14 protein-coding genes are annotated in these 19,766 nt (G+C 73.9%); 5 read left to right on the top strand and 9 right to left on the bottom strand.

Annotated elements, in window-relative coordinates; all coding sequences use genetic code 11:
- Window positions 1-14: 14 nt before the first annotated feature.
- Complete coding sequence (locus ACJOT3_RS02935; RefSeq protein WP_406968438.1) at window positions 15-590, top strand: ATP-binding protein; 576 nt, start codon at window positions 15-17, stop codon at window positions 588-590.
- A gap of 892 nt (window positions 591-1,482) precedes the next feature.
- Here the strand turns inward: ACJOT3_RS02935 and ACJOT3_RS02930 are convergent.
- The 9 genes from ACJOT3_RS02930 to ACJOT3_RS02890 form a co-directional block, all read right to left on the bottom strand.
- Window positions 1,483-2,910, bottom strand: coding sequence for a glutamine synthetase family protein (locus ACJOT3_RS02930; protein WP_406968436.1), 1,428 nt, complete (start codon window positions 2,908-2,910; stop codon window positions 1,483-1,485).
- Window positions 2,907-4,730: an IucA/IucC family protein gene (locus ACJOT3_RS02925; RefSeq protein WP_406968434.1), complete on the bottom strand. Its 1,824-nt coding sequence runs from the start codon at window positions 4,728-4,730 to the stop codon at window positions 2,907-2,909. Before ACJOT3_RS02925 ends, ACJOT3_RS02930 begins: the two co-directional genes overlap by 4 nt.
- Before the next feature lie 5 nt (window positions 4,731-4,735).
- On the bottom strand, window positions 4,736-6,562 hold the full coding sequence (locus tag ACJOT3_RS02920; RefSeq protein ID WP_406968432.1) for an IucA/IucC family protein: 1,827 nt from the start codon (window positions 6,560-6,562) through the stop codon (window positions 4,736-4,738).
- Window positions 6,555-7,790, bottom strand: a complete 1,236-nt coding sequence (locus ACJOT3_RS02915) for an MFS transporter (protein ID WP_406968430.1) — start codon at window positions 7,788-7,790, stop codon at window positions 6,555-6,557. The genes ACJOT3_RS02920 and ACJOT3_RS02915 overlap by 8 nt, the downstream gene beginning before the upstream one ends.
- The gene (locus ACJOT3_RS02910; protein ID WP_406968428.1) at window positions 7,787-9,121 is read right to left on the bottom strand and encodes a lysine N(6)-hydroxylase/L-ornithine N(5)-oxygenase family protein; all 1,335 of its coding nucleotides are present in this window, start codon (window positions 9,119-9,121) and stop codon (window positions 7,787-7,789) included. The genes ACJOT3_RS02915 and ACJOT3_RS02910 overlap by 4 nt, the downstream gene beginning before the upstream one ends.
- Window positions 9,118-10,695, bottom strand: coding sequence for a pyridoxal phosphate-dependent decarboxylase family protein (locus ACJOT3_RS02905; protein WP_406968426.1), 1,578 nt, complete (start codon window positions 10,693-10,695; stop codon window positions 9,118-9,120). Before ACJOT3_RS02905 ends, ACJOT3_RS02910 begins: the two co-directional genes overlap by 4 nt.
- A 189-nt stretch (window positions 10,696-10,884) precedes the next feature.
- Window positions 10,885-11,469 (bottom strand): GNAT family N-acetyltransferase, encoded by a 585-nt coding sequence (locus ACJOT3_RS02900; RefSeq protein WP_406968424.1) that lies wholly within the window; start codon window positions 11,467-11,469, stop codon window positions 10,885-10,887.
- A gap of 135 nt (window positions 11,470-11,604) precedes the next feature.
- Entirely contained in the window at window positions 11,605-12,924 is a 1,320-nt protein-coding gene (locus ACJOT3_RS02895; RefSeq protein WP_406968422.1) for an alanine racemase, read from the bottom strand.
- Between the two features lie 90 nt (window positions 12,925-13,014).
- Window positions 13,015-14,034, bottom strand: coding sequence for an ABC transporter substrate-binding protein (locus tag ACJOT3_RS02890; RefSeq protein ID WP_406968420.1), 1,020 nt, complete (start codon window positions 14,032-14,034; stop codon window positions 13,015-13,017).
- Between the two features lie 175 nt (window positions 14,035-14,209).
- On the opposite strand from ACJOT3_RS02890, the gene ACJOT3_RS02885 reads away from it, so the two are divergent.
- From ACJOT3_RS02885 to ACJOT3_RS02870, 4 genes are all read left to right on the top strand, one after another.
- Entirely contained in the window at window positions 14,210-15,295 is a 1,086-nt protein-coding gene (locus tag ACJOT3_RS02885; RefSeq protein WP_406968418.1) for a FecCD family ABC transporter permease, read from the top strand.
- A complete protein-coding gene (locus tag ACJOT3_RS02880; protein WP_406968416.1) occupies window positions 15,292-16,410 on the top strand; it encodes a FecCD family ABC transporter permease in 1,119 nt (372 codons plus the stop codon). Before ACJOT3_RS02885 ends, ACJOT3_RS02880 begins: the two co-directional genes overlap by 4 nt.
- Window positions 16,407-17,249 carry an ABC transporter ATP-binding protein gene (locus tag ACJOT3_RS02875; RefSeq protein WP_406968414.1) on the top strand — a complete coding sequence of 281 codons (843 nt, stop codon included), beginning with the start codon at window positions 16,407-16,409 and terminating at the stop codon, window positions 17,247-17,249. Before ACJOT3_RS02880 ends, ACJOT3_RS02875 begins: the two co-directional genes overlap by 4 nt.
- Before the next feature lie 324 nt (window positions 17,250-17,573).
- Window positions 17,574-19,619 carry a PhoX family protein gene (locus ACJOT3_RS02870; protein ID WP_406968412.1) on the top strand — a complete coding sequence of 682 codons (2,046 nt, stop codon included), beginning with the start codon at window positions 17,574-17,576 and terminating at the stop codon, window positions 19,617-19,619.
- The last annotated feature ends 147 nt before the right edge of the window (window positions 19,620-19,766 follow it).

The following is a 19,766-nucleotide window of genomic DNA, read 5'->3' as shown; positions in this document are numbered from 1 at the left end:
GGAGTGTCTTCGTCATGCTCGCAATCGTTCCCTCGCCCCCGCCGATGCCCTCGCTGCCGCAGGTGACCCTGCCGCTGGGGGAGCTGGTGCCGCGGCGGTGCCGGCACTACTTCAACCCCCACGCCCGTCGGCCGCACTACAAGGTGCGCTCCTATGAGTTCGGGTCGTCTCCGCAGCTGATGCCGCTGGTGCGGGCGTTTCTGGACGCCAGCGCCGCCGAGCGGGGCGCCGACTACCGCTACCTCTTCACGCTCCTGGGAAGCGAGCTGGCCGCGAACGCGCTGACGCACTCGCTGTCGGGGTGTCCGTTCGGGACCTTCACCTTGCGCTGCGAGCGCCGCCGCACCGGGATGCACCTGATGTGCACCGACCAGGGCCATCCGGACGGGCGCACCACCCCCGACGGGCGGCGTGAGTACCTGGCCGCCGACCCGTCCGGCCTGGACCCGGACGCCGAATCCGGGCGCGGGCTGGCCCTGGTGGACGCCCTGTCCACCTCCTGGGGTGACAACGGGATCGCGGATCACCGGCAGGTGTGGTTCTTCCTGGCCTACGACCTGACCGACAACCCCTGGACCACCGCGGCCTGAACGGTCGCCTTCGCACCGATAACGCGAAACGGGCCCAGGAGAGCGGTGCAACGCTCTTCCCAGGCCCTCACAATCCCAAAATCCAGACACTCTCACATGTTCGGAAAGCAGGATCGGTGACGCATCCTATCCCGCGCCCCCGCCCTCCGACCGGGCCGCCTCGGCCGCTGCCCCGGCGTCCCCGGCCGCCGAAGGGCCGGGTTGCCTGACCGGAGTCGTCCCGCCCGCACCTGCGCGGGCGGGACGTTCTGCGTTCCCCCGGGCCGCATCAGGCGGACCTCTCTTGTCCATGGGGGTGGGTGGCCACGCTCGGGGTCTCGACGGTTGTAGAGGTGCCCGTTGCTCTGGCACCCTCGGTCCGGTAGAAAACCCTGGAGCAGAGGATCAAGGTCCGGGTGTTTTGTCCGTTTCTTGAGAAGTCATGAAATCGGCTGGTTTCCCGTGGAATCCGTGCAGGTCATTTACTGTGCTCCCCGCACACGCGGGGATGGTCCCCGCCCGGGGGGTATCGGTTACGCCCCCCGGTAGTGCTCCCCGCACACGCGGGGATGGTCCCGACGACGGCGAGCTGCAGCGGCTGTACGGGTAGTGCTCCCCGCGCATGCGGGGATGGTCCCTTGACCGCGGCCTCGTCGTTGTCGTCCTGGGCGTGCTCCCCACGCATGTGGGGATCCGTGACGCCGGGCGAGGTCTTGTTCGTGCTGGTGAGTGACTACGGGCAGGCCCGGACCGCGTCCGGAGGTGTCGGGCTCACGCTGGCCCCAGGGCTCCGGAAGTCCACGTGTATCGGTTCGCCGGTCAGTTCTTCCAGCGCGCCGAGGTCGTGGAAGCACAGGAGAGTGTGAGTGGACGATGCCCCCGCCGGAACGGGGCCGGCGGGGGCACCTTCACATCAGCCGCGCTCGAAGTGGCGGCGGCGTTCGAAGTCGGTGACGGTGGCGGAGAAGGCCGCCAGTTCGGCCCGGCCTGCGGCGGCGTAGTGGCGGACGATGTCGGGGCCGAAGACCGAGCGGGCGATCTCGCTGGTCTCCCAGGCGAGGACGGCCTCTTCGAGGGAAGCAGGCAGGCGTGGCAGGTCGGCGGCGCCCGCGTCACCTGCCGTGGGCTCCGGCAGCGGCAGCGCCTGGTCGATCCCGTACAGCCCCGCGGCGATGATCGCCGCCACCGACAGGTACGGGTTCGCGTCCCCGCCCGGCACGCGGAACTCGATCCGGGCCGACTCGCCCTGCCCCACCACCCGCACCGGGCAGGTGCGGTTGTCCAACCCCCACGCGATCGAACTCGGCGCGTAGGCCTGCGGCGACAGCCTCTTGAACGAGTTCACGTTGGGCGCGTGCAACAACGCGAACTCCCGCATGCACGCCAGCTGCCCCGCCACGAAATGCTCCATGTGCTTGGACATCCCGTACCGCCCCGACCCGTCGTCGGCGAACACCGGCGCCCCCGCCTCGTCGCGCAGCGACAGGTGCACGTGGCAGGAGTTCCCCTCGCCCTCGTCGTACTTGGCCATGAACGTCAGCGACACCCCCGCCTGGCTCGCCAGCGCCTTCGCCCCCGCCTTGTACACCACGTGGTTGTCGCAGGTCCGCAGCGCGTCGTCGTAGCGGAACACGATCTCGTACTGCCCCGGGTGGCACTCGCCCCGCGCCGACTCCACCCGCATCCCCGTCCGCTCCATCGCGGTCCGGATCCGCCGCATCAGCGGGTCGATCTCGGTGACCTCCGGCAGCGCGTAGTCGGAGTTGAACCGGGTCGCCGTCGTCAGCCCCCGGTATCCCCCCTCGAACGCCTCCTGGTAGGAGTCGCGGAACACCAGGAACTCCAGTTCCGTCCCCGCCAGCGCTCGCCACCCCCGCTCCGCCAGCCGCTCCAACTGCTCCTTGAGCACTTGTCGCGGCGCCACCGGCACCGGCCGCCCCTCGGCGTCCAGCGCGTCGCCCAGCACCAGCGCGGTCCCCGGGTCCCACGGCAGGTACCGCAGCGTTCCCAGGTCCGGCAGGATCGCGAAGTCCCCCAGCCCCCCGCCCCACGGGTCGGTGGCGTACCCCGGCCGCGACTCCATCTCCACGTCGGTCGCCAGCAGGTACAGGCAGGCGTCGAACCCATCCGACAGCACCCGCTCCGCGAAGTCGCGCGGCGCCACCCGGCTCCCCTGCACCCGCCCCTGGAGGTCGGGCAGGGCCACGATCACGTCCGTGATCCCGCCCGCCTCCACGTCGGCGCGCAGCCGCTCCAGCGGAACCGGGAACGGTGGCGGAGGGGGAGACGGCGGCAGCGTCTCGTACAGGGGCGGCAGTCCGTCGCCGATCAGCGGGCTCATCGGTCCTCTTCCGGGGTGTGCAGCGGGTTGGGGATCGCCGGGGCGTCCAGGTGGAACTCGGCGTCGCGCTCGGCGCGGTCGTGGTAGCCGCCGCCCAGCAGCCGCTCCCGGTTCAGGCACACCCGCTCGTACTCCGGCGCCAGCAGGTCGAACAGCGCGAACCGGTCGGCCAGCTCCGGGAACTCCGCCTGGTACCGGTCGATCTCCGCCCGCACCAGCGCCCAGAACCGCCCTTCGCCCACCCCCAGCTGCTCCTCCACCAGCGGCGCCAGGTACCGGAAGTGCCCGATGAACAGCGACTTGGCCACCGACGACGTCAGCTCGTGGGCGTCGAAGCGCATCAGCACCCCCAGCGCCTCCGCCGGCAGCCCCTCGTACTCCGGCAGGTCGACGTCCAGCAGCTTCATGTCGTCCACGAAGTCCTTGACCGCCAGCCGCACCGGTCGGTCCCGCCCGTCGTACACGACGATGGTGTTCTCCCCGTGCGGGTTGAACGCCAGCCCGTACCGGTACAGCAGGTGCAGCAGCGGCGGCAGCACCGTCCCGAACAGCGCGCCCAGCCACTCCTCGGCACTCAGCCCGGACCGCTCCACCAGCTCCGCCGTGAACGCCCGCCCCTGCCCGTCCACGTGCAGCAGCGCCGCCAGGGTCCGCGCCCGCTCGCCCGCCTCCAGGCTCTCCGCGACCGGCTCGCGCCACAGCGCCCCCAGCAGCTGCCGGTGCCGGTACGGCGCGTCCGGGATGTCCTCCAGCACCGGGTGGCGCACCGCCACCGCGGCCACCTCGCCGGGCAGGATCACCCGGTGCCGCTCGGCCAGGAACGCGTCCTTGGCGTGCAGCGCGTGCACCCATCCCGTGCTCACCGGGGCGGCCCGGCACAGCTCGGTGGGGATGCCCCGGTAGACCATGGTGTTGAGGATCGCCAACGACAGCTTGACGTTGAACCGGTCCGGCCGGGTCAGGTTGGTGAACGTGCGGATGGACTGCTGCGGCAGGTAGTCGTCCCCCGCCTCGCCCAGCGCAACGATGAGCCCGCGCGCCAGCTCGCCCGCGAACAGCGGCACCACCACCTCGTCCCACTGCCACGGGTGCACCGGCAACCACACGAACGCGGCCGGGTCGGCCCCCGCCGCCGTCAGCCGCGCGGTGAACCGGGCGGTGGTCTCCTCGCCCAGCTCGCGGGCGCGCAGCACCTCCGGCTCCAGCCCCGGCACCCCGTGGTACTCGGCCAGCGAGGCGTGCACCGCGATCCACGGCAGCCGCATCGGCCGCCGCGCCTCGGGCGGGAAGTCCGCCCGGTCGCGGGCGGAGAAGCCCACCCGCCCCTTGTTGGCGAAGATCCACGGGTGCCCGGTCTGGTACCCCTCCAGGTCGGCGTAGGGCAGGTCGGCCAGGTCGGCGGCTGTGCGCCGCTCCACGGCCAGCCGGGCGTCCGCGGACAGGGTGGCGGTCAGCTCCCCGACGGTGAACGCCTCCACCGCCGGGTCCACGATCCCGGCCGCGCCCAGGTCGCGCAGCAGCGCGAACGGCGAGGCGGGCGCCTCGACACCGTCGGCGCCGACACGCGTGACCCCGGGCAGCACCCGCCACCCGTCCAGCAGGGTGCGCCTCCCCTCGAACCGGTAACGGGCCCCGCCCACGGCGGCGCTCCAGCGCCCGGGCCCGTCGGCCTCGGGGGGCAGCGCGTACTCGAAGCACAGCTCGGCGACCATCTTGGCGGCCAGCAGGTCGCAGGCCCGGTCCCAGTGCTCGGCGGTCAGCTCGGCCGGCACCGGCAGTGGCGCGGCGGACGCGGCGAACGTGGTGGACACGCGGTTCATGTCGTTCACTCCTTCTCCCCGTTCTCCCCGGGCACTGCCACGGCCAGCGGGTTGTCCACCAGCCCGTGCATGACGTCGAACTCGGCGTCGCGTTCGGCGCGCTCGTGGAAGCCGCCGCCCATCAGCTGCTCGCGGTTGAGCGCCACCCGCCCCACCTTCGGGGCCAGCAGGTCGAACCAGGCGAACCGCTCGGCCAGCTCCGGGAAGCGCGCCTGGTAGGCCAGCACCTGGGCGCGGGCCAGCGCCCACAGCCGCGCCCCCGGCACCCCGAGGTCGTGCTCGACGATGTCGGCCAGGAACCGCAGGTGCCCCGCGCAGATCGCGGACAGCACCGAGTGCGCCAGTTCCTCCGGCCGCCAGCGGTGCAGCACCGACCGCACGTGCTCGGGGATCTCGGCGTACTCGGGCAGGTCGAAGGGGAGCAGCTCCACGTCCGACCCGAAGTCCTTCAGGGCGATGCGCACCGGGACCTCGTTCTCGTCCAGGACGAGCACCACGTTCTCCCCGTGCGGGGTGAACGACGCCCCGTACCGGTACAGGTAGTGCAGCACCGGCGGGAACAGGGCGGCCGTGAACCGCTCCAGCCACGCCTCCACCCCCAGCCCGGAGCGCTCGATCAGCTCGGCCACCAGCGGCCGCCCGTCGGAGCCGCGCAGCAGCAGGCACGCCATGGTGCGGGCCCGCTCGCCCTCGCGCAGGTGGTGGTGGATCGGCTCGCGCCAGATGGTGCCCAGCAGCTCGTGGAACCGGTACGGGGCCTGCGGCATCTGTGCGAACACCGGGTGCGGGACGGTCGCGGAGGCGCGCTCGGCGAGCATCACCACCCCGGTCTCGCTGAAGTAGCCGTCGCGTTCGGCGAGGGTCCGCAGCCAGGTGCTGGTGTGCGGGGCGCAGCCGGTCTGGGTGCCCGACAGCCCGCGCCACACCAGGGTGTTGCGGATCATCAGCGGCACCTTGACGTTGAGCCGGTCGGGCCGGTCCAGGTTCATCAGGGTGCGGATGGACTGGAAGGGGCGGTACCGGTCGCGGCTCTCGCCCAGGCGGACCACCCGGCCCAGGGCGATCTCCCCGGCGAACAGCGGGGCGACCACCTCGTCCCACTGGAAGGGGTGGACGGGGATCCACAGGTAGGCGTCGGGGTCTCCGCCGCGCCCGCGGATGGCGGCGGCGAACTCGGCGCGCTGGTCCGCGTCGATCTCGGCGGCGACCAGCGCGGCCCGGTCGGTGCCCGCCATGGACTGGAACCCGCCCAGGTCGGGGTGGACGGCGATCCAGACCAGGCGGAACGCGCCGCGCGCCTCGGGGGTGTAGCGGGCGGCGTCGTCGGCGGAGAACCCGAGCCGGCCCTTGTTGACGAAGATGCAGGGGTGGCCGGTCTGGTACCCCTCCAGGTCCTCGTACGGCAGGTCGGCCAGCTCGGCGGCCGGGAGGGCGGCGGCCAGCAGGCGGGCGTCGGCGGCGTGGGTGGCCAGCAGGTCGCGCACCACCTCGGCCAGGGAGTCGCCGGGCAGGCCCACGGTCTTCTGGGCGTCGGTGACGAACCGGGTGGGGTCCCAGGCCGGCTCGGCGCCCCGGTCGTCGGTGCGGACGAAGGAGTCGGCGTCCACGTGCCAGGAGCCGAAGCCGCCGCGCCGGGCGGTGAAGGTGTAGACGACGCCTCCGTCCACGGGCAGCCGCCAGGCGGGGGAACCTCCTGCCCCTGAGGGCTCGGCCACGGCCTCGGGGACGACCATCTCCTCGTAGGCCATCTCACCGACCATGTGGGCGAGCAGGCGGCTCCCGGCCCGGCGCCACAGGTCGGCGTCGTGGGTGGACTGTGCGTTCTCAGACATGGTGCGGACTTTCGGTGCGGTGCGCGGACGGGTCGTCGGAGGTCTCGGCGGCGTCGGGCGGCGGCGGTGATGGAGGCAGGCGCGAGGGCAGGCAGAGCAGCAGCGCGAGCACGGCGAACAGCCCCGCCCCCGCCAGCAGCGGCAGCCCCAGCCCGCCCGCGGCCAGGGCGGTGGCGGCCACCGGGCTGACCAGGGTCGCCGCCACCCGCACGGTGGCCACGGCGGAGAACGCCGGTCCGTCCGTGCCGGTCACGGCGAACACCCGCAGGTCCAGGGCGACGTGCCCCAGCCCCAGCCCGACGCCGAACACCACCCGGGCCGCCGCCAGCAGCGCGGGGTCGCCGGTGAGGAACTGCGCGGCCAGCCCGGTCGCGGCCAGCAGGCACGCGACCGGCAGCAGCGCCCGGCCCAGCAGGGCGTGCGCCCGCCCGGCCAGCGGCAGCACCGCCAGCACGGCCACCTGCGGGAGCAGGAAGAGGACGGCGGCGGCCGTGGTGCCGACGCCGCCGTCCTCCGCGTACAGGGTGAAGAACGGGCGCACGATGAGCCGGGCGATCTCCACCGCGAGCACGATCGCGCTCACCGCGGCGATCGCCGCCACCGCACTCCGCGGCGCCGCGCCCCGCGGCGCCGCCTGTGGCCCGGCCGCCTCGACGGCGTCCACCACCGCGGGCGCGCGCCGCTCCCTCGGCAGCCTGCGATGGCACAGCACCGCCAGCGCCACGTACAGCAGCGCGCAGGCCGCGATGCCCCACCGCGGCTGGGGCAGGGCCATGATCCCCGCGCCGATGAGCGTGGCCACCACCGTGCCGCCGTTGACCACGTACGCGAACACGGTGACGTCGCGGACCCGGTCGGTGCCGGTCCCCACGAACGCCGGGTAGGCCAGGGTGAACGCCATCGTCACCGCCACCTGCACCGCCGACAGCACCAGGAACACCGGGTACGTCGGCGAGACCGCCAGCGCCAGCTCCAGCACCGCGGCCACCCCCAGCGACCCCAGTACCAGGGTCGACAGCGAGAACCGCCGGGCGATGAGCCCCCACAGGGGCATGGCCACCAGCGCCGTCACCCGGCACACCCAGATGTACACGCCGGTGGCCGCCGGGTCGGTGACCCCGAACAGCCGCTCGAACAGCTGCGGGTAGAACGGGCTCAGAGCCACGTCGCTCACCAGGTGCAGCAGGATGACCAGCAGGTACAGCCGACGGAACGAGGCCCCGCTCACCGCCGCGCCCCGGCCGGTGCGCCGAACGACGTGAACGCCGTCCGCTCCGGCAGCCGGTAGGCGCTGCCCCCGGTGATGGAGTTGAGGATGACGGCCGCCCGCCAGGCGCCCAGCCCCAGGTCGGGGGCGCCCACGCCGTGGGTGTGCAGCTCGGCGTTCTGAACGTGGACGGGCGCGGTCAGGGTCGGGTCGGTGGCCAGGCGCAGGTCCTCGTCGATGAACGGGCGGCCCTGCCCGTCGGTCTCGATGAGCTTGGCCAGGGGCGCCAGGAAGTCGGGGGTGCGGTGGGCGTACCCGGAGGCGGCGATCACCGCGCCGGTGCGCACGGTGAACTCGGCGTCCTGCTCGCGGTGGCGGAACCGCAGCGCGAACCCGTCGCCGTCGGCCTCGGCGGCCAGCAGCTCGCACTGGGCCCGCAGGCTCACCCCCACGTCGGCGCCCGCGATGCCGCGCTCGTAGAGCACGTCGTGGATCTCGCCGATGGTGTCGCCGCTGATGCCCTTGTACAGCTGCCACTGGGCCGGGACCACCCGGTCCTTGGTCTCCTGGGGCAGGGCGTGGAAGTAGCGGGTGTAGTCGGGGGTGAAGTGCTCCAGGCCCAGCTTGGAGTACTCCATGGGCGCGAACGCCTGCGAGCGGGTCAGCCAGTGCACGGCGGTGTCGCGGTGGGCGGGGGAGCGCAGCAGGTCCAGGAACACCTCGGCGCCGGACTGCCCCGAGCCCAGGACGGTGATGTCGTCGACCCCGTCCAGCCCGGCGACCCGCTCCAGGTAGTCGGCGGCGTGGAACACCCGCTTGCCCACCAGGGGTCGCAGCGGCTCGGGCAGCACCGGCTCGGTGCCGATGCCCAGCACCAGGGCGCGCCCGCGGGTGCGGGTCACGACACCCGCCGCGTCGACGTGCTCCACCGTGAAGACCCCGTCCTCGTGGTGGACCGCGGTCGCGCGGGCGTCGAACCGGCACGAGTCCAGGGAGCGGGCGACCCAGCGGCAGTAGTCGTCGTACTCCCGGCGCGGCACGTGGAAGTGCTCGGAGAAGTAGAAGGGGAAGAGCCGGTCGTGTTCGCGCAGGTAGGACAGGAACGACCAGGGGCTGGTGGGGTCGACCAGGGTCACCAGGTCGGCGAGGAACGGCACCTGGAGCCGGGCGCCCTCCAGCAGCAGCCCCGGGTGCCAGGAGAAGTCGGTCCGGGCCTCCAGGAACCGGGCGCCGAGCCCGGGCACGCCGTCGGCCAGGGCGGCCAGGGCCAGGTTGAACGGGCCCAGGCCGATGCCCACCAGGTCGTACAGCGGGTCGCCCTCGGGGGTACGGGGGTGCGGGTCGGCGGTCAACGGGACTCCTTCAGGGCGGAGAGTTCGGTGTCGCCCGCGGCGGCCACCTCGGCGAGCAGCGCGGCGGTGTCCTCGACGGTCGTGTAGGGGTTGAGCAGGGTGAGCTTGAGCCACACCCGGTCGTTGATCCGGGTGCGGCCGACCACGGCCCGGCCCTCCTCCAGCAGGCGGCGGCGCAGCCGGGCGTTCACCTCGTCGGAGTCGGCCCCGGCGTCGTAGCGGAACACCACGGTGGTGAGGGAGGGCGCGGCGGCCAGCTGGAGCCGCGGGTGGGCGGTGACCTTGGCGGCCGTCCGCAGGGTCAGGTCGCGGCAGGCGTCCACGAGGCGGCCCAGCCCGTCGGTGCCCAGGGCCCGCAGCGTGACGGCGATCTTGAAGACGTCGGCCCGGCGGGTGGTGCGCAGCGAGTAGCCGAGCAGGCTGGGGTAGCCGGCCTCCTCGTCGTCGGCGGGGTTGAGGTAGTCCACCGAGCGCGACAGCGGGGCGAACAGGGCGCGCTCGCGGGTGAGCAGGACCCCGGCGGCCACCGGCTGCCAGCCGAGCTTGTGCAGGTCCAGGCCGATGGAGTGGGCCCGGTCCAGCCCGGCGAGCAGGCCGCGCAGCCGGCGGGAGAACAGCAGCCCGCCGCCGTAGGCGGCGTCCACGTGCAGCCACACCCCGTACTCGCGGGCGATGTGGGCGACCGCGCCCAGGGAGTCGATGCCGCCCAGGTCGGTGGTGCCCGCGGTGGCGACGATCGCGACGGGGATGTCGCCGTCGGCGCGCATCCGGTCCAGGGCCTCGCGCAGGGCGCGCGGCCGCATCCGGTGCCGGGCGTCCACGTCCACGGTGACGACGGCGTCCTCGCCCAGGCCCAGCAGGGCGGCCGAGCGCTGGACGGAGAAGTGGGCGACGGCCCCGCACAGGATGCGCGGGCGGGCCCCGGCGGCCGCCCGGGCCACCCCGTGGCGGACGGGGTCGCGCTCGGGGCCGGCCAGGGCGTGGTCGCGGGCCAGCAGCAGGGCGGTCAGGTTGGACTCGGTGCCGCCGGAGGTGACCACACCGCCCGCGAGGGCGGGGTCGTATCCGGCCAGCCCGGCGAGCTCGCCGATGACCTGGGTCTCCATGGCGGTCGCGGCGGGGGCCTGGTCCCAGGAGTCCATGGACTGGTTGAGGACGGAGGCGACGGCGTCGGCGGCCACCGCCACGGCCAGCGGCGGGCAGTGCAGGTGGGCGGCGCAGCGCGGGTGGGAGGGGTCGGCGGCGTGCAGGGCCAGGGTGTGCGTGAGCCGGGCGAGAACACGTTCGGCGAGGTCGGGGGCGTGCCGGTCGCCCTCGGGGGCGGCGGTCAGCGGGCCCAGGGCGGCCCGGACGGCCTCGGCGACCTCGTGCGGGGTGCGGGCGGGCAGCGGTCCGCCGCGTTCCTCGCGGGCCGCGGTCAGGACGCCGGCGGCGGCGGTCAGCAGGGCGGTCACCGCCTCGGGGCCGCCGGGGGCCGCGGCCAGGGCGTCGGGCAGCAGGGTGGAGGCGTCGGTGGGGACGGTGAGACCGTCGGGCCCCCAGGTCACGGTGTCGCCACCGGGAGTGATGGTCATGGGGCGTGGGGCTCCTGTTTCTCTCCGAAGCGGGTGGAACGCGCGGACGGGGATGAGATGGGGGAGTCCCGGGCCGCGGGGCCCGGTCGCTGCGATACGCCGGGGCGGAGGCGACGGGGGAGGCCGCACGCCCCGGGGGCGGGCACGGGAGGTGCCGGCGCGCACGCCGTCGTGCGCGCCGGGGGCGGGTCAGCGCAGGGGCATGAGCAGGGCGTGGTGGCGGCGCCAGCCCGGGTGGGGCTCGACGTCGCCGACGTGGGTCCAGCCGTTGCGCAGGACCAGGTCCAGGGCGTGGGCGTTGGTCTCGGCGACCAGCCCGGCGGCGCGTTCCTCGGGCCGGCCCTGGACGAGGAAGGGGAAGGCGCGCTCGACCACGCCCGAGCCCCGGAACGGCTCGCTGATGAGGGCCTCGCACATGGCGAAGGTGCGGCCCGGGTACTCGGCGGTGACCTCGGCCGCGTCCACGCCGGGCAGCGGGGTGAAGCCGTTCCACCAGCCGGTGGTCGGGGGCAGGGAGTAGCCGTAGGCGAACCCGGCCAGGGCGCCGTCGACGTGGCAGGAGGTGAGCCGGAAGCCGTCGCGGCCGGCGCTGAAGGCGAGGCGTTCGGCGAAGGTCGGGTCCCGGTGGTCGGGCAGGTGCAGGGCGTGCGCGTAGACCTCCTCGTAGGCCTCGACCCAGGGGGCGGGGTCGGCGAGGACGTCGGCACCGGTGAGGTTCTCGATCCGCCAGGTGACGGTGGCCGGGTCGGCCGTCGGAGCGGGGGAGGCGGACACGGTGGGGTCTCCTTGTTCTGGAAAGCGGGGGCAGGGCCGGGCGCGGCGGCGCCGGGCGACCACATTAATTAGGGCAGCCTTGCCTAAGAAGTGTCAAGGGGGGAATGTGTGTCCCCCGACACAGGGAGTGAGGGCTCAGGGCAGCCGCGAGTCCACGGTGGTGCGCACCGCCGCGGGGTGCCCCAGGAACGCGGGCATGGCGAACTCGAACCCGTACGCGCCCGCGTTGGGGAAGACCAGCACGTCACCGGCGCGCACCGACGGCACCCGCACGTCCCGGGCCAGCACGTCCTCGGGGGTGCACAGCTCGCCCGACACCGTCACCGACGCCCCGCGCGCCTCGGGGCGGGGCACACCCGCCGGCCACAGGTCGTCCTCCAGCACCGCGAAATTGTGCCGGATCTCCCACGAGGTGGGCAGCTGGAAATGGTTGATGCCGCCGCGCACCACGGCGAAGGTCCCGCCGTAGGCCGCCTTGACGTCCGTCACCCGGGCCGCGTACCAGCCCGCGGGGGCGCCGATCCACCGGCCCGGCTCGAACACCACCTCCACACCCGGGTCGGGGGCGTCCGCCAGCGCGGCGCCGAACCCCTCCAGGTCGAAGGCGTCGTCGCCCGCCTCGAACGGCACGCCCAGGCCGCCGCCCACGTCCACCGTGCGCAGGTCCACCCCGTGCCGGCCGGCCGTCTCGCGCGCCCACTCCAGGCACCACAGCACGTAGGCGGCGTGCGCCGCGGCGTCGGTGTTGCCGCTCACCGCGTGCACGTGGAAGCCGGTCAGGTCCAGTCCCGGCAGGGACCGCACCGCCGCCACCGCGGCGGGCACCTCCGCCTCGGGGATCCCGAACGGGCCCGGGGTGCCGCCCATCACCAGGGAACCGCTCACCGGCACCCGGGCGGGGTTGACCCGGATCGTCACCGGCAGCACCGTACCCGCGTCGACCACCGCCGCCGAGGCCCGGTGCGCCTCCAGGACGCTCTCCAGGTTGACGACCACGTCGGCGCCGCGTTCGGCGCGCAGCCGGGCCAGCCCGGCCAGCAGCTCGGGGGTCTTGCCCGGGCCGCTCACCGCGATCCGCCCGCCCGTGCCGCCCGGGCCGCTCACCGCGATCCGCCCGCCTGAGCCGCCCGGGCCGCCCGCGTCGCCGCGCCGCTCGCGCAGCGCCGCCAGGGAGGCGCGCGCCTCGCGCAGCGAGGCCGCCTCGAACCCGTCCACGGCCTCGGCCAGGTGCGCCAGCACCGGTTCGAACCCGTTGGCCTTGACCGCGAAGTACACCCGGGCCCAGCCCGGCAGCGCCTTGCGCAGCGTGCGGGCCCGGTCGGCGGCCAGAGCGGGGTCGTAGACATAGCCCGCCCCCGACCCGGAGGCCAGCTCCAGCGCCGCCGCCCGCACGGGGGCGGGGATCAGGTCGGCGTCCAGACAGGGGGCGTGCTCGAAGGAGCGGGGCGGTTCCACAGAGGTCTCCCGGTGTGGTGTCGCGGGGTGACACGGGTGCGCGGCGCCAGGCGCCGCGCACCCGTTCGAGCGGGGAGGGGGATACCGGCCCTAGCGCTGCGGGTCGACGTCGAAGATCTCGGCGAGGTCGTCCAGCACCGCGTGCGCGGCGATCAGGCCCACACCGGAGATCCAGTACGCGTCGTCCACCTCGGTGATCTCACCGGTCAGCTCGCCCCACAGCGGAGCGGCCATGTACTCCTGCTTGCTCTCCTGCACACCGTCCTCGCCGCCGTCGTCGTAGGTGGCGACGAAGAGGTGGTCGGCGTCCAGGTCGAGCAGGCGCTCCTGGCTGTGGTAGGTGACGATCTCCTCGGACCCGGTGTCCACACCCGGGCCCGGCTCCAGGCCCACGTCCTCCAGGATCACGCCGATGTAGGACTTGGGCGTGTACAGCCGCACGCCGTCGGCGTCACCGGCGAACCGGACCGCGGACACGGTGGGCGCCTCGCCGCCGTTGGCCTCGATGATCGCCTCGCCCAGGGCGGCGGCGCGGTCCTCGAACTCGGTGACCAGCTGCTCGGCCTCCTCCTCGGCGTCCAGCGCGGCACCGGTCAGGACCAGGTTCTCCTTCCAGGTGGCGCCGGTGGTCTCCGACATGACGGTCGGGGCGACCTCGGAGAACTGCGCGTACCCGTCGCCGTGGCGGACCTGCGCCGACAGGATCAGGTCCGGGGCGGTGGCGGCCACCGCCTCGGGGTCGACCTCCCAGAGCAGGCCCACCGGGACGGCCTCGTCGGCGGTGCCGGCGTTCCAGTCGCTGTTCAGCAGGTAGTCGGGGAGCTCGGTGACGTCCTCGGCGAACGTGGTGAAGCCCACCACGTTGCCGCCCAGCGCCAGGGTGGAGTCCACGTAGGCGGCGTCCAGCGGCAGGACCCGCTCGGGGGCCGCGGGGATCTCGGTGGAGCCGAGGAAGTGCTCCACGGTCCGCGGGTAGCCGTCGCTGGGCTCGTTGGTGGCGTCGGGGTTGCCCTCGGGGCCGCCGGCTCCGCAGGCGGTCAGCATGGCGACCGAGGCGGCCACCGCGACGGTGGACAGGGTGAGGCGGCGCTGCCGGGTGGGCAGGGTCATACGGGGGCTCCATGAGGGTCGGGGAACGCGCCGGGTCCGGAAGGGACTCGGGGGGTGTGCGGACCGCGGGGCGGTGTGTCGTTCCAGGCCGGGACGTGGCAAACTTAGATCATCCAGATACGGCTAGGCAAACCTAAGTAAGGTTCGCCTGGCCTTCGTCATGATAGGAGTCCGGGTGCACGACACCTCCGGCCCGCCCCCCGGTAACGCGGCTCCCCCGGCCGCACCGGCGGTCGCGGGCACCGCGGGCGGCGCGGTGGCCGCCCGCCGCGCCCGCCGCCTCACCGGACTGGCCGCCCTCGTCCTGCTGCTGTGCGCGGCCTGCCTGGGCAGCGTCCTCATCGGCGCCCGGGCCCTGAGCCCCGACACCGTCTGGCAGGCGCTCACCTCCACCGCCGGGGCCGAGGCCGACATCATCGTCCACGACATCCGGCTGCCCCGCACCGCGCTGGGGGTCATGGCGGGCGTCGCCCTGGGACTGGCCGGGGCGCTCATGCAGGGCCACACCCGCAACCCCCTGGGCGATCCCAGCATCCTCGGCGTCACCTTCGGGGCGGCCCTGGCCGTGGTCCTGGGCATCGCGTTCCTCGACATCACCGCCCTGTACACCCAGGCCTGGCTGGCCTTCGCCGGGGCGGGCGCCGCCGTCGTCGTGGTCTACCTCATCGGGTCCGTGCCCGGGCGCGGACCCACACCCGTCACCCTGGCGCTGGCCGGGACCGCGGTGAGCTGGCTCGCCTACTCGGTGGTGTCCGGGCTCGTGCTGCTGGACCGCTCCACCATGGACGACTTCCGGTTCTGGCGGGTGGGCTCCCTGGTCGGCCGCGACCCCGAGATCCTGGTCCCGATGCTGGTCGTCGTGGCCGTCGGCGCCGTGCTGGGCCTGGCCAACGCCGGGGCGCTCAACGCCCTGGCCCTGGGCGAGGACACCGCCAAGGCGCTGGGCCACCACGTGGGCCGGGCCCGCGTGGTGGGCCTGACCGCGATCACCCTGCTCACCGGGGTCACCGTCGCCGCCTGCGGCCCCATCGCGTTCGTCGGCCTGATCGTCCCCCACCTGGCCCGCGGGATCGTCGGCGCCGACCACCGGTGGCTGCTGCCCTACTCCGCCCTCATGGGCGCGATCCTGCTGCTGGCCGCCGACGTATTGGGCCGCTTCCTGGCACCCCCCGGCGAACTCCAGGTCGGCATCGTGCTCGCCCTGGTCGGGGCGCCCTTCTTCATCTACATCGTCCGCCGCCGGAGACTGCTCGCGCTATGACACCCCTCGCCCCCGAACGCCCGGCGCCGACGGTGCGCGACCGGCTGCGCCGCAGCCGCCCCGCCCTGCGCCTGGGCCCCGTCGCGCTGCGGCTGCGCCCCCGCCTGATCGCCGTGTGCCTGGCGACCCTGGCCGCCCTGGTCGTCCTGCTCGCCCTCAACCTCTCCCTGGGACAGACCCCGCTGACCCCCGCCCAGGTGTGGGCGCACGTCATCGGCACCGACTACGAGCACTACTTCACGGTGTGGCGGGTGCGGATGCCGCGCGTGGTCGTGGGCATGCTCGCCGGGGCCGCCCTGGCCGCCGCCGGGGCCGTCACCCAGACCATCATGCGCAATCCCCTGGCCAGCCCCGACCTGCTCGGCGTCACCCACGGGGCCAGTGCGGGCGTGGTCGCCGTCCTGGCGTTCGGCGGCAGCTACGGCATCCTCGCCGGGGGCAGCGCCCTGTCCGCGCTGGGCGTGCCGGCCGTCGCCCTGATCGGCGGGCTGGCCGCCGGGGTGCTGTGCTACACCCTGGCCCGGCGGGGCGGCATCGACGGCTACCGGCTGCTGCTGGTGGGCGTGGGCATCTCCACCGTCCTGATGAACCTCACCCTGTGGCTGCTCACCCTGGGCGAGGTCACCGACACCGGCCGGGCCATGGTGTGGGTCGCCGGCAGCCTGAGCATGCGCACCTGGGAGAACGCCGCCCCGGTCGCCCTGGCCCTGGCGGTGCTGCTGCCGCTCGCCCTGGCCGCCTCGCGCACCCTGGACGCCCTGGCCTACGACGACGACGTGGCGCGCGGCCTGGGCGTGGACCTGGAGCGCGCCCGCACCGCCATGCTCGTCCTGGCGGTGCTGCTGGCCGCGTTCGGCACCTCCGCCGCCGGGCCGATCCTGTTCGTGTCCCTGGCCTGCCCGCAGATCGCCCTGCGCCTGGCCGGGCCCGGCACCTCCCGGCCGCCGGTGCTGCTGTCGGCGCTGGTCGGCGCCGCCCTGGTCAGCGGCGCCGACCTGCTGGCCCGCACCACCCTGGACAACATCCAGCTGCCGGTCGGCGTCGTCACCGGCTGCCTGGGCGCCCTCTACCTCATCTACCTGCTCGTCCGCGCCAACCGGAGGACCCAAGCGTGACCGCCCCGCACACCACCCGCACCGAGGGCGCGCCCTCCCACGCCCGGGCGCGGCTGAGCGCCCGCGGCCTGACCCTGGCCTACGACGACCGCGTCATCGTCGACGGCCTGGACGCCGACATCGTCGAGGGCACCATCACCTGCGTCATCGGACCCAACGGGTGCGGCAAGTCCACCATGCTGCGCGCCCTGGGGCGGCTGATGCGCCCCAAGGCCGGAGTGGTGGAACTGGACGGCCACGACATCCACCGCACCCCCACCCGCGAGGTCGCCCGGGTGCTGGGCGTGCTGCCCCAGCAGCCCACCGCCCCCGACGGGCTCACCGTCGCCGACCTGGTGGCCCGCGGCCGCCACCCGGCCCAGCGCTGGTACCGCCAGTGGTCCGGCGACGACCACGAGGCGGTCGCCCGGGCGCTGGAGCTGACCGGGCTGGCCGACCTGGCCGACAGCCCGCTGTCGGAGCTGTCCGGCGGCCAGCGCCAGCGCGCCTGGATCTCCATGGTCCTGGCCCAGGGCACCGACCTGCTGCTGCTGGACGAGCCCACCACGTTCCTGGACCTGGTCCACCAGGTGGACGTGCTCGACCTGGTGCGCGAACTGCACGACGAGGGCGGGCGCACCATCGTCATGGTCCTGCACGACCTCAACCTCGCCGCCCGCTACGCCGACACCATCATCGCGATGCGCGACGGGCGGGTGCTGGCCAGCGGGAGCCCTGCCGACGTGCTCACCCCCGCCCTGCTGCGCGAGGCGTTCGGGCTGGAGGCCGTCGTGGTGGAGGACCCCGTCACCGGCGGCCCCATGGTCGTCCCGGTCGGCCGCAGCAAGGAGAAGGCATAGGGGAGGCGGGCTCCGGGCAGGGGCGGGGAGAGGACCGGGAAGGGCCCCGGGCGTGGAGCCTGGACCCGGCGGTCCGCGGTGGTGGATCATCGCGGACAAGGGCCGACTGTGGGTGTTCACCAAGTCGCGAAAAGTGATCAACTCAGGGATGTGCCGGAGTTGTAAGGGCGTTCACCTCGGTTTCACCCGTGCGTGTGGAACCTCGGCCAAGGTCGAGAGCGACCGGTGGGACGACCCCGCCTGCCGCGACCCCGCTCGGCATCGCCCCTGCCCCGTACCAGGGTGGAGCCGCCCGGGGGAAGTCACGATCCCCAAGGAGAAGGTGTGCCCGAATCCGCGCCCCGCCGTCGCTCGCTGCCGCTCATCGGCATGGTCGGGGGAGGTCGTTCCCGCAGGACCTGCGAGCTGCGCTGCGGCGATGCCTGTTTCCACCCCGCCCCCAACACCAGTGACAACCCCTACTTCGGTGACATCTTCGCCAAGGCCCTCTCCCGCCGCTCGGTGCTGAGCGCCGCCGTGGTCGGCGCCGGAGCCGGCGCCCTGGGCGTGGCCGCCCCCGCGATGGCCGACCCCGACCGCGGCCCGGGCCGCCCCAAGCCCGCCCCCCGCCCCACCTTCAAGAACGTCCCCGCCAACACCGACGACAAGATCACCGTGCCCGAGGGCTACGACCACCACGTGATCATCCGCTGGGGCGACCCCGTCGTGCCCGGCGCCCCCGCGTTCGACATCGAGAACCAGACCGCCGAGGCCCAGGCCCAGCAGTTCGGCTACAACTGCGACTACGTCGGCTTCCACCAGATCGACGCGGACCGCGGCCTGCTGTGGGTCAACCACGAGTACACCAACGAGAACATCATGTTCCGCGGGTACACCAACGGCAACGAGGCCGACCTGGAGCAGATCCGGGTGGCCATCGCCGCGCACGGCGGCTCCATCGTCGAGCTCACGCGCGAGGGCGGAACGGGCAAGTGGGTCCTGGCCGGCGGCGAGCGGCGCTACAACCGGCGCGTCACCGGCAACAGCCCCACCGTCCTCACCGGCCCCGTCGCCGGGCACGACCTGGTCAAGACCGCCGAGGACCCCACCGGCCGCGAGGTCAAGGGCATCCTCAACAACTGCGCGGGCGGCATGACCCCCTGGGGCACCTTCCTCACCGCCGAGGAGAACTTCAACCAGTACTTCGTCGGCGGCGACGGCGTGCCCGCGGCCGACAAGCCCGCCCTGAACCGCTACGGCATCCCCACCAGCGGGAACACCTACGGCGGCCGCCGGTTCGACCGCGCCGAGGAGCGGTTCGACCTGGCCCTGCACCCCAACGAGGCCAACCGGTTCGGGTGGATCGTCGAGGTGGACCCCTTCGACCCCGACTTCGTGCCCGCCAAGCGCACCATGCTCGGCCGGTTCAAGCACGAGGGCGCCACCATCCAGGTGGCCAAGGACGGCCGCGTCGCCGCCTACATGGGCGACGACGAGCGCTTCGACTACATCTACAAGTTCGTCAGCGCCAAGAAGTACCGCGAGGGCGACACCGCCCACAACCTCACCCTGCTGGACACCGGCACGCTCTACGTCGCCCGCCTCACCGGCAACAGCCCGGAGGAGGAGATCGACGGCAGCGGCACCCTGCCCTCCGACGGCGAGTTCGACGGGTACGGCGACTGGATCCCGCTGGCCACCGACACCGAGAGCTTCGTCGGCGGGTTCACCGTCGCCGAGGTGCTGGTCCACACCCGCCTGGCCGCCGACGCCGTGGGCGCCACCAAGATGGACCGGCCCGAGGACGTCGAGCCCAGCCCCGTCACCGGCAAGGTCTACGTCGCGCTGACCAACAACACCGCTCGCGAGCCCGGCCAGGCCGACGAGCCCAACCCGCGCGGCCCCAACAAGCACGGCCACATCCTGGAGATCATCGAGCACAACGGCGACTCCGCCGCCGAGGCCTTCTCCTGGAACGTGCCCCTGGTGTGCGGCGACCCCGAGGACGAGGACACCTACTACGCGGGCTACGACAAGTCGAAGGTCGTGGCGATCTCCGCGCCCGACAACGTCGCCTTCGACAAGGACGGCAACCTGTGGATCTCCACCGACGGCCAGCCCGGCACGCTGGGGATCAACGACGCGCTGCACGTCATGCCGGTCGAGGGCCGCTTCCGCGGTGAGCTCAAGACCTTCGCCACCGTCCCGGCGGACGCCGAGGCGTGCGGGCCGCTGATCACCGAGGACAACAAGACGGTGTTCCTGGCCCCGCAGCACCCCGGTGAGAACGGCACCTTCGAGGCGCCCACCAGCGTGTGGCCCGACGGCGACTTCCCGCGCCCGTCGGTGGTCTGCATCTGGCACAAGGGCGGCCGCGACGTCGGTCAGTGACCGACACCCCTGAACACCGGTCCCGGGACTCCATCGTGGGGGAGCCCCGGGACCGGTTCGTGTGCGGGGGTTCCGGGGCCGGTTCTTGTCCGGGGGCTCCGGGGCCGGTTCTTGTCCGGGGGCTCCGGGGCCGCCGGGGGAGCCAGG

It is taken from the genome of Nocardiopsis protaetiae, assembly GCF_045446735.1.
In the GTDB taxonomy this organism is placed as follows: domain Bacteria; phylum Actinomycetota; class Actinomycetes; order Streptosporangiales; family Streptosporangiaceae; genus Nocardiopsis; species Nocardiopsis protaetiae.
This window is presented reverse-complemented; position numbering and strand designations above follow the sequence as displayed.